A 3,154-nucleotide genomic window follows, 5' to 3' on the forward strand; every position below is an offset into this window, starting at 1 on the left:
CGAAATGCAACTCGATTCGGGCTCTCGATCACGTTGATTAACCGCCTCACTCCGGGAATCGGCAAATCGTGGTTTCTCTCAGTGGATCAGCCAACCCGCTCCATTTACTTTCCTTAGTGTTTTACCCTTGGAGACGTTAACCGCATTGTAGAAAAATCGGACTCTTGCATGCTACGAAAACAATAAGATTGCGTGGGACGGAATGACCAGAGCACCGAAGGAGCCGCTTGACAGAATTCGCCGGGATGTCCTGGCCAGGAGGCAGCTGCCATAGCAGCGCGATGCCCATGCCATCAGATTATGGACTTGCCAACTAGAGAACGAGACTGTACGTCAGGCAAATTTGCGATTTTGACTTTCGCGGATAATCCGAAACCTCAGCTTCTACAAAGCCATTAACGTCCCCACGGGTAAAACACTAAGGAAAGTAAATGGAGCGGGTTAGCTGATCCGCTGAGAGAACTGACGATTTGACGATTATCAGCGTGAAATGGCAACCAGAATTGTTCGAGAGCTCGAATCGAGTTGTCGTTCGTGGTCCTGTTAGCCAAATGGGTTTTAGCGCCTTTTTCTTTGGTGACTTTCTTTTTGGCGCGCCAAAAAGAAAGTTACGCGCCCGCGGGGGCGCACACCCCGCTTAATAACAATGAATATAAAAAACGAGAAACCAATCCCGAAGCAAATAACCAAAAAACACAATAAAAGCGGTAACATGCACCCACCCCACCCTCCGCATTAATCACTAATAACAATGAACCGCAATCTCTGGCTACTAGCCATAGCCCAAGGCCTGTTCCTGACCAACAACGTCACCTTCATCGCGATCAATGGCCTGGTCGGCCTAGCCCTCGCCCCGCTAGGCTGGATGGCCACCCTCCCGGTAGTCGGCTATGTCGTCGGCGGCGCCCTCTCCACCGGCCTGGTAGCCCGCTCGCAGTCACGGCTGGGACGCAAGGCATCCTTCCAGATCGGCCTGGCAGTCGCAGTCTGCTCCAGCCTGCTGTGCGCCTGGGCCGTGGTGGAAAAAAACTTCTGGCTGCTGGTTCTGGGCACCGTCATCGCCGGCTACTACAGCGCCAACGCGCAACTGTATCGATTTGCCGCCGCCGAGCTGGCAAAACCCACCTACCGTGAGAAAGCGGTATCGCTGGTGCTGGCCGGCGGCCTGATGGGCGCGGTACTGGGCCCGGCGCTGGCCATCAATGCCCGTCATTTGCTGTCCGTGCCATTCGCCGGTGCCTACCTGGTGCTGGGCGCGGTGGCGCTAATGTCGATGGCAACACTGGCATTCATCACATTCCCGCCGACTCCGGCCGTCTCGGCCGCAAGCGGCGGCCGGCCACTGCGCGAAATCATGCGCCAGCCGGTATTCATCGTCAGCATTGCAGCAGCCTCGCTGGGCTACGGCGTGATGAACCTGTTGATGTCGGCCACGCCGCTGGCCATGCAGCAATGCAATCATCCGTTCGAAGCGGCCGCGCTGGTGGTCGAGTGGCATGTGATCGGCATGTTCGCTCCCGGCTTTTTCACCGGCCACCTGATACGGCGCTTCGGCGCGATGCCTATCCTATGGGCCGGTGTGGCGCTGAATGTTGCCTGCATCGCGCTGGCCTTGTCCGGCGTCGAGGTGATGCGCTTCCTGGCGGCCCTGGTGCTGCTTGGCGTGGGATGGAATTTCCTGTTCACCGGCGGCACGGCGCTTGCCCTGCAATCGTATCGCCCGGAAGAAAAAGACAAGGCACAGGCTGCGATCAATTTCATCGTGTTTGCCGTGATGGCATTGTCCTCGTTCTCGGCCGGCGCGCTGGTCACGACGCAGGGTTGGAACCTGCTGAACTGGGGCTCGCTGTTTCCGGTCGGACTGATCGCACTTTCGCTGCTGTGGTATTCACGCTGGCAACGAAACACCGCGGCTGTCGCGGCCAACCCTTAGCGCATGCCAAGGACATGGGGGTCAGGCGTCGCACCTTGTTGATCGTCGTCAATGGTGCTGCACTGGGGCAAGGGTCGGTCCTTCCTGTACCATGGGCCACTCTTACTACCCTGGAGCGCGCGTGAAAATAATTTTATGGATCATCGGTATCATTTTCCTGGTTGGCTTGTTGGTGGTAACGGGTGTGTTGAAGCTCATTTTCTGACGGCCTGATCCGGCTGTGGCATTCGTTGGCCCGCACACGCATTGTTGATGGGGGCACTTGCTGCACGATCGGGCAAATCAGGGGGGGGCGGCCTTATCGTACCGCCCTGGCGTGCTCGCACGGGTGTCAATGCAGCTGAGCCGGCACACCTTGCTCTCTGGCTCGGCTCCCTTTTAGTCGGTAAGATGCGATGCTACCGAGAACGAAGGTTTCCATGCAAAACAGGATTGCCGCACAGGCCGTCACGGATTGGTGGCGCGGCGCACTCATCTACCAGGTCTACCCACGCAGCTTCCAGGACAGCAATCACGATGGCGTGGGCGACTTGCCCGGTATCGTGTCCCGCCTCGACTATATCGCCAGCCTCGGGGTCGACGCGATCTGGATCTCGCCCTTCTTCCGTTCGCCGATGAAGGACTTCGGCTACGACGTGCAGGACTACCGCGATGTCGATCCGCTGTTTGGCACGCTGGACGATTTCCTTGGGCTGGTGCAGCGCGCGCATGCACTGGGCATGCGCATTTTCATCGACCAGGTGATATCGCATACCTCCGACTTGCACCCGTGGTTTGTCGAAAGCCGCTCCAGCCGAGACAATCCAAAAGCAGACTGGTATGTCTGGGCCGATCCAAAGCCTGACGGTACGCCGCCGAACAACTGGCAATCGGTGTTTGGCGGAACGGCATGGCAATGGGATGCGCGGCGGCGGCAGTACTACCTGCATAATTTCCTGTCCTCCCAGCCTGACCTGAATTTCCATCATCCGGCGCTGCGCAGCCAGGTGCTGGACGATATTCGTTTCTGGTGCCGGCACGGTGTCGACGGCTTCCGTTTCGATGCCTGCAACTTTCATTTCCATGACCGCCAGCTGCGTGACAATCCGCCGGCCGCGGCAGATGCGCGCGTGGCCAGCGTGCGGGCCGACAACCCGTACAGCATGCAGCGCCATGTGCACGACAAGAACCAGCCAGAAAACATTGAATTCCTGCGTGAATTGCGCAAGGTGCTCGACGAAT

2 protein-coding genes are annotated in these 3,154 nt (G+C 58.1%); both read left to right on the top strand.

Annotated elements, in window-relative coordinates; translation table 11 throughout:
- The first annotated feature begins 751 nt into the window (after positions 1-751).
- Entirely contained in the window at positions 752-1,933 is a 1,182-nt protein-coding gene (locus tag Q7T64_RS13255) for an MFS transporter (RefSeq protein WP_304796475.1), read from the top strand.
- A 419-nt stretch (positions 1,934-2,352) separates the two neighbouring features.
- Positions 2,353-3,154, top strand: an 802-nt coding sequence (locus tag Q7T64_RS13260) for an alpha-amylase family glycosyl hydrolase (RefSeq protein ID WP_304796478.1), incomplete at its 3' end; no start/stop codon positions are given.

Source organism: Lacisediminimonas sp., from assembly GCF_030645335.1.
Lineage (GTDB): Bacteria > Pseudomonadota > Gammaproteobacteria > Burkholderiales > Burkholderiaceae_D > Lacisediminimonas.

Bases quoted from the DNA above. Each gene is read 5' to 3' on its own strand.
- Q7T64_RS13255 (WP_304796475.1), top strand. From the start codon at position 752: ATGAACCGCAATCTCTGGCTACTAGCCATAGCCCAAGGCCTGTTCCTG.